This is a genomic window from Polaromonas sp. P3_C2 (genome assembly GCF_056402675.1).
The window spans coordinates 1-8,006 of sequence record NZ_JBFUGX010000135.1; the positions used below are offsets into that span (position 1 = coordinate 1).

The 8,006-nt window shown below is 64.1% G+C and carries 3 protein-coding genes; 2 read left to right on the forward strand and 1 reads right to left on the reverse strand.

The window, feature by feature from the left end:
• Positions 1 to 145: 145 nt before the first annotated feature.
• Positions 146 to 3,748, reverse strand: coding sequence for a transglutaminase family protein (locus AC1DWI_RS07960; RefSeq protein WP_477724639.1), 3,603 nt, complete (start codon positions 3,746 to 3,748; stop codon positions 146 to 148).
• A 262-nt stretch (positions 3,749 to 4,010) separates the two neighbouring features.
• Here AC1DWI_RS07960 and AC1DWI_RS07965 point away from each other — a divergent pair, with 262 nt between their 5' ends.
• Both AC1DWI_RS07965 and AC1DWI_RS07970 read left to right on the forward strand, forming a co-directional pair.
• Positions 4,011 to 6,569 carry a DNA internalization-related competence protein ComEC/Rec2 gene (locus tag AC1DWI_RS07965; protein WP_477724640.1) on the forward strand — a complete coding sequence of 853 codons (2,559 nt, stop codon included), beginning with the start codon at positions 4,011 to 4,013 and terminating at the stop codon, positions 6,567 to 6,569.
• A 90-nt stretch (positions 6,570 to 6,659) separates the two neighbouring features.
• On the forward strand, positions 6,660 to 8,006 hold a 1,347-nt coding region (locus AC1DWI_RS07970), incomplete at its 3' end, for a circularly permuted type 2 ATP-grasp protein (RefSeq protein WP_477724641.1).

Here is an 8,006-nt window from a genome sequence, read left to right on the forward strand (position 1 = left end):
CTGCAAGGCTCAAGGCGGGTTCAATGCGCGGCCAAAATGGCTATTTATGCCGCTTGCGCATGCAAATGTTGCAGCCATAAGACAGCCGGGGAGGCGCTTCGCCCGAGGGCCCTCAAGCTCCCGGGCGGCTGTCGCCAGCACGGATTCAACGCAAATCRAGCGTGAACGGGAACTCCCGGCTCGGCTGCGCCGGCGCGACGCGCATCTTGCCGGGTGTATGGCCCATGCGGAAAAAGCGTGTGAGGCGGCGGCTTTCAGCCTCGTACGAATTGACCGGCAGCGTGTCGTAGCTGCGCCCGCCCGGGTGCGCCACATGGTACTGGCAGCCGCCCAGCGAGCGTTCCATCCAGGTGTCGACGATGTCAAACGTGAGCGGTGCATGCACGCCGATCGACGGGTGCAGGGCCGATGGCGGGTTCCAGGCCTTGTAGCGCACACCGGCCACATATTCGCCGACGCGGCCGGTGCTTTGCAGCGGCAATGCACGGCCGTTGACGGTGACGACATAGCGGTTGTCGTTCAGGCCCGTCACATGCACTTCGACGCGCTCGAGCGATGAATCCACGTAACGCACCGTGCCACCGGCCGAGCCTTCCTCGCCCATCACATGCCAGGGCTCCAGCGCGCTGCGCAGCGTCAGCTCAATGCTGTTGGCCTTGACCTGTCCGATCAACGGGAAGCGGAACTCGAAGTGAGGTTCGAACCAGGCCATGTCGAAGCCGTAGCCGGCTTCGCGCAACTCGGTTAGCACGTCTTCAAAATCCATGCGGATAAAGCCCGGCAGCAGGAAGCGGTCGTGCAGTTCGGTGCCCCAGCGCGTGACACGGCCGTGGTAGGGCTTGTTCCAGAAGCGCGATACCAGCGCGCGCAGCAGCAATTGCTGGGCAATGCTCATGCGCGCATGCGGCGGCATTTCAAACGCGCGCAGCTCCAGCAGGCCCAGGCGCCCGGTGGCGGAGTCGGGCGAATACATCTTGTCGATGCAGAACTCGCTACGGTGCGTGTTGCCGGTGACGTCGACCAGGATGTTGCGCAGTGTGCGGTCAACCAGCCAGGGCGGCATGTCGGCACCGTATTTTTTGCGGTTGTTCTCGATCTCGCGCAGGGCGATTTCCAGTTCGTACAGCTGGTCGTTGCGGGCCTCGTCCACACGCGGCGCCTGGCTGGTCGGGCCGATGAACATGCCCGAGAACAGATAGCTCAGCGACGGGTGGTTGTGCCAGTAGGCGATCAGGCTGCCCAGCACCTCGGGCTTGCGCAGGAAGGGGCTGTCGGCCGGCGTGGCGCCACCCAGCACAAAGTGGTTGCCGCCGCCGGTGCCGGTGTGGCGGCCGTCGGTCATGAATTTCTCGGCCGACAGGCGCGTTTCATGCGCAATCTTGTAGAGGAACTCGGTGTGTTCCACCAGCTCGCCCCAGTTGTAGGCCGGGTGGATGTTGACTTCAATGACGCCCGGGTCAGGCGTGACCTGCAGCATCTTCAGGCGCGGGTCGCGCGGTGGCGGGTAGCCTTCGAGCACGATGCTCACGCCCAGCGATTGCGACGTTGCTTCCACCGCGGCCAACAGGTCGAGGTAGTCTTCGAGCCTTTCCATGGGCGGCATGAAGACGTAGATCGCACCCACTTCGCCGCGGCCGGATTTGTTGGCCTTGCTGTCCGGGTCGGCCTTCGGTTTGTCTTTCGGGCCATTGGCGCGGGATGGGTCTCGTACTTCCACGCAGAGCGCGGTGCGCGTGAGCCAGGCGGCCGATTCAAAGGGCTTGGGCGCGCGATCGTCGGCAGGCGTTGTTGCCTCAGCGGCCGGCTTGCCATTCAACCCGTCCGTACCGTTCGTTCCGTTGTTTCCCAGCGGACGGAACTGCAGAATGCGGCTGGCTTGCGACAGCGCGGTGTTGCCCGTCATATAGCGCGCCATGTACTGCGCGAGCGAACTGGCGCTGCCGCCCGCGGATGCGGCCGCCGGTGTGGCGCCGCGGGCTGCGCTGAAGCTGCCGTTGTAGCGCGCCGCCAGTGCGGAAGCCGCCGGCAGGTCCTGTCGTGGGGCAAACGGATCGGACTCGATCATGTAAGGGTAGTCGGTCTTGGACACCCAGGGCACCGAATCCAGCGGCAGGCGATAGCCCATGGGCGAGTCGCCCGGCATCAGGTACATGCGTTCTTCGCGGAAGAACCAGGGACCGGTGGTCCATTTGGGCCCACTCAGCGCGGGCGAGGCGCCTGCGTTTCGTTGCTTGAGTTGCTCCTTGGTTTGCAGCGGCAGCACATAGCCCACCACCGAATCCAGGCCCTGCATGAAGACGCGGCGCAGGCGTTCGCGTTCCATGGCGTCGTCCAGCTTCGAATCAAACGGGTCGACGTTGACCGGCAGCCGGCGTTCGCGCCAGAGGTAGTACCAGGTATCTTCATAGCCTGGCGTGATGTAGGTGGTGGCCAGGCCCAGCTTGCCCGCCAGTGTCTGCACAAAACGCTGCGCGTCGGCGCTGGTGTAGTTGCAGGGCTGGCGTTCGTCGGCAAACAGGTCCGGGTTTTGCCAGATCGGCTGGCCGTCCTTGCGCCAGAAGATGCTCAGCGCCCAGCGCGGCAGTTGCTCGCCGGGGTACCACTTGCCCTGGCCGAAATGCAGGAAACCGCCTTCGCCATATTCGGCGCGCAATTTCTGCACGAGCTCGGTCGCGTAGCCGCGCTTGGTCGGGCCCAGCGCGTCGATGTTCCATTCGGCCGCGTCGMGGTCGGTGGTGGCCACAAAGGTCGGCTCGCCGCCCATGGTCAGGCGCACGTCGCCGGCCGCCAGGTCTTGATCGACCTTTTCGCCGAGCGCCAGCACCGCTTGCCATTGCTCCTCGGTGTAGGGCTTGGTCACGCGTGGTGACTCGTAAATGCGCTGCACCGCCATGTGGTGCTCGAACTCGACTTCGGATTTGTCGACGCCGCCTTCGACCGGCGCTGCGCTCGACGGCTCGGGCGTGCACGCCAGCGGAATGTGGCCTTCGCCGGCCATCAGTCCCGAGGTCGGGTCCAGGCCGACCCAGCCGGCACCGGGCAAAAACACCTCGCACCAGGCGTGCAGGTCGGTGAAATCAGCTTCCGCACCGCTGGGGCCGTCGATGGATTTGACGTCAGCTTTCAGCTGGATCAAATAGCCCGAGACAAAGCGCGCGGCCAGGCCCATGTGCCGCAGCAGCTGCACCAGCAGCCAGCCGGTGTCGCGGCAGGAGCCGCAGGCCAGGCGCAGGGTTTCTTCAGGCGTCTGCACGCCGGGCTCCATGCGGATGGAGTATTTGATGTCCGACTGCAGGCCCTGGTTCAGGCCCACCAGGAAGTCTATGGTGCGTTTGGGCGTGCGGTCGATTTTTTCGAGGTAGCGCTTGAGCAGCGGTGTGGCCGGCTGGGTGGCCAGGTAGGGCGCCAGTTCGCGGGCCTGCAGCGCGTTGTAGGTAAACGGGAATTCCTCGGCAGCGGGTTCCAGGAAGAAGTCAAACGGGTTGAACACCGCCATTTCCACCACCAGGTCCACCGTGACCTTGAACTCGCGCGTCGGCTCGGGAAACACCAGCCGGGCCTGGTAATTGGCAAACGGGTCCTGCTGYCAGTTGATGAAGTGGCCGGCGGGCTCAACCCTGAGGGAATACGACAGTACCTGTGTGCGGCTGTGCGGCGCAGGCCGCAGGCGGACGACCTGGGGGCCGAGTTTGACCAGGCGGTCGTATTTGTAATGCGTGATGTGGCTCAGGGCGACGTGGATGGACAAGGCAACCTCGCTTTTAAAGGACCGGGCGTGCAATCACGCCCTCAGGAAAATACGTTCAACAGACCGCCACATCTTGCGGTCTCAGGAACACCGTGTAAACAGCTTACCCGGATTTGGTGGCATTTCTGAAAGCAAGAGCTGCGCCACGTGGTCTCTTGAGTGTGAACCGGCTGTTTGGCGCTGTTTGTTGTTTACCTGCCGCGCTTTCCCGTTAAGCTCAAAGCGGTCAGTGCATAAAAACAGTTCAAAGGGGAGGCGGGGTTTGAATCGACCTGTATCGGCCGGAGCACGGCTGTATGCGGCAAGCCCGGGGCCGGTGTTTGCCGGTTTTATTGCGGGTGTTGCCTTGCAGTTGCAGCAGTCCGCCTTGTGGCCGCAACCGGTATATGCCGCCATGGCACTGCTGGCCTGCACCCTGGCTGGCCTGTACCTGCGCTTTGGCAGGCTGCGCCTTCCTTCGTGGGGCAGGGTGGTTTCGGCCTTTGCCCTCGCTGCCTTGCTCGGTGTGGGCCTCACGGGCTGGCGTGCCGGCGTTTTCCTGACTGCGGCGCTCGATCCGGCGCTGGAGGGCCGCGATATCGAGGTCACGGGTCAGGTGCTGGCGATGCCGCAACCCGGAGAAGACGGCGTGCGCTTTCGCCTGGCCGTGGAATCTGCCCGCCTCAATGGTGGCAAAGTCACCTTGCCGCCGCACGTCATGCTGGGCTGGTATTCGGGCTTTGCCGGGCGCGAGCCCGCCGTGCCGGCCCAAGACGCCGACCCATTCGAGATAGCGCTGGCCCTGCAGCGTCAGCCGCAAGTCCTGCGCGCCGGCGAACGCTGGCAGATGACGGTGCGGCTCAAGGCGCCGCACGGCAACAGCAATCCTTTTGGTTTTGACTACGAACTCTGGCTGTGGGAGCAGGGCATCCAGGCCACCGGCTATGTACGTGCCGGCCCGCGCGACACACCGCCGGCGAAACTTTCCAGCAGCTGGCAACACCCCATAGAGCAGGCCCGGCAAGTCGTGCGTGAAGCGATCTTTCAGCGCATCGAAAACCGGCARCTGGCCGGTGTCATTGCCGCGCTGGTGGTCGGCGACCAGGCCGCCATCGAACGCGCCGACTGGGATGTGTTTCGTGCCACGGGCGTAGCTCACTTGATGAGTATTTCAGGCCTTCATATAACGATGTTTGCCTGGGCTGCCTCACTGCTGATCGGCGCGCTGTGGCGGCGATCAGCGCGTTTCACGCCGCGGCTGTGTCTCGCATTGCCGGCGGCCGCTGCGGGTGCCTTGGGCGGCTTGCTGCTGGCCACCCTGTATGCGCTGTTTTCCGGCTGGGGCGTGCCCGCGCAGCGAACCATCTGGATGCTGGCCACGGTAATCCTGCTTCGGCAAGGCGGCAGGCAGTGGCCCTGGCTACAGACCTGGTTGCTGGCCATGGCCGTGGTGGTGGCGCTGGACCCATGGGCGTTGATGCAGGCGGGGTTCTGGTTGTCTTTTGTTGCGGTGGGCGTCTTGTTTGCTACAGATTCAGGAGCTGCTCGCGCTCATGGGGAAAGGGCTGCAGCCCAATTCGACTCAAAAAACCTGCCTGAAAACGGGCACTGGTGGCAACGCCGACCCAGGTGGCTGGACGGCGTTGTCCGCGCCATGCGGGAGCAATGGGTCGTCACGCTGGCGCTCACGCCCCTGTCGCTGCTGCTGTTCAACCAGGTCTCGCTGGTCGGCCTGCTGGCCAATGCCGTGGCCATTCCGGTGGTGACGCTGCTCATCACGCCGCTGGCTTTGCTGGGTGTGGCGTGGGCGCCGGTGTGGTCGCTGGCGGCATGGTCGGTCGGCGGGCTGGCGATATTTTTGCAATGGCTGGCGAGCTGGCCGCTGGCCTCGGTCAGCGTGGCGGYGGCGCCGCTGTGGTGTGCTGTCGCCGGCGTGGCGGGCGGCGGCCTGCTGGCTACACGTCTGCCGTTTCATTTTCGAGCGCTGGGCCTTCCCCTGTTGCTGCCGGTGCTGTTGTGGCAACCGGCCCGCGTGGCGCAGGGGCAGTTCGAGCTACTGGCCGCGGACATCGGGCAGGGCAATTCCGTGCTGGTGCGCACGGCAAGCCACACGCTGCTGTATGACGCCGGCCCGCGCTTTTCGCGCGAAAGCGATGCCGGGCACCGGGTGCTGGTGCCGCTGCTGCGCGCGCTGGGCGAACGGCTGGACATGCTCATGATCAGCCACCGCGATATCGACCACATCGGCGGGGCCCAGGCCGTCCTGGCCATGCAGCCTGAAGCCAGCCTGGTGAGTTCGATTGAAGACGCGCATCCGCTGCAAACGCTGCGCAAAGCCAGCCGCTGCGTGGCCGGCCAGCGCTGGGAATGGGACGGTGTGGCATTTGAGGTGCTGCACCCCGTGGCCGCCGACTACGACGCTGCCAGCAAGTCAAACGCCATGAGCTGCGTGTTGCGCATATCCAGCAGCGCCCCTGGCGGCAGCCGCGCAGCCCTGCTGGTCGGCGACATCGAATCGCCGCAGGAACTCCGGCTGGCGACCAGCGTTCCGGCCAGCCTCCAGGCCGACTTTCTGCTGGTACCGCACCATGGCAGCAAAACATCGTCCAGCGCGGTGTTTCTTGATGCCGTCAGGCCGCAGTGGGCGGTGGTGCAGTCGGGTTACCGAAACCGTTTTGGCCACCCGGTGGAGTCCGTGGTGGCGCGTTATGAGGAGCGCGGCGTACGCCTGGTGAAGTCGCCGCAGTGCGGGGCTGCTACCTGGCAAAGCCTTCGCCCCGGCGAGATTTTGTGCCAGCGGGAGCAGGGCAAACGCTACTGGCATCATGAGCCCGGGCGTTAAAAATTCGGGTGGACGCACCGCCTTGGCGCATAACTTGCTAAGCTACGTTAAAACAATTGCCATGCGCATAACTTGCTGGAGATCAAGCCAATGAGCCGACCGATGTTTGACGAAATGAACGCCACGGAGTCCAGCGTCCGTGAGCATTACCAGGGTTACCAGCGGTGGCTGGCCCGGCAGCCTGCCGACGTGATGCAGGCCCGCCGAGCCGAAGCTGAAATGATTTTCCGCCGGGTCGGCATCACTTTTGCGGTTTATGGTGCCAAGGACGAAGACGGCGCCGGCACCGAACGCCTGATTCCCTTTGACCTGATTCCCCGCATCATTCCCGCCCACGAATGGGCCAGCATGGAAAAAGGCCTGGTACAGCGCGTCACCGCGCTCAACCGCTTCATCCACGACGTGTACCACGGCCAGGAAATCATCAAGGCCGGCGTGGTGCCGTCCGAGCAGATCTTCCAGAATGCGCAGTTCCGACCCGAGATGATGGGCGTTGATGTGCCTGGCAATATCTATTCGCACATCAGCGGCATCGACATCGTCCGTGCACCCGACGCGCAGGGCAACGGCGAATACTACGTGCTCGAAGACAACCTGCGCGTGCCCAGCGGCGTGAGCTACATGCTGGAAGACCGCAAGATGATGATGCGGCTGTTTCCTGAACTCTTCAGCGAAAACCGCGTTGCACCCGTTGCCCATTACCCCGATCTGTTGCTTGAAACCCTGCGCGGCATGGCGCCGCCGGCCACGGCCGAGCCCACGGTGGTTGTGCTGACGCCCGGCATGTACAACTCGGCCTACTTCGAGCACGCCTTCCTTGCGCAGCAGATGGGCGTCGAGCTGGTTGAAGGGCAGGACCTGTTCGTCAAGGACAACTTTGTCTACATGCGCACCACGCGCGGCCCCAAGCGCGTCGACGTGATCTACCGGCGCGTGGACGATGACTTCCTGGACCCGCTGGCCTTCCGCCCCAATTCCACCCTGGGCTGCGCGGGTCTCCTCAATGTGTACCGCAGCGGCAATGTCTCGCTGTGCAACGCCATCGGCRCCGGCGTGGCAGACGACAAGTCCATCTACCCCTACGTGCCCAAGATGATTGAGTTCTACCTCGGCGAGAAGCCCATCCTCAAGAACGTGCCGACCTACATGTGCCGCAATAACGAGGATTTGCAGTACACCCTGGCCAACCTGAAAGACCTGGTTGTCAAGGAAGTGCACGGCGCCGGCGGCTACGGCATGCTGGTGGGGCCGGCCGCCACCAAGGCCGAGATTGAAGAGTTCCGCGCGGCCTTGCTGGCCAATCCGTCGGGCTACATTGCGCAGCCCACGCTCAGCCTTTCAACCTGCCCCACGTATGTGGAAAGCGGAATTGCGCCGCGCCATATCGACTTGCGGCCTTTTGTGCTGAGCGGTAAAGAAGTGCAGATGGTGCCGGGC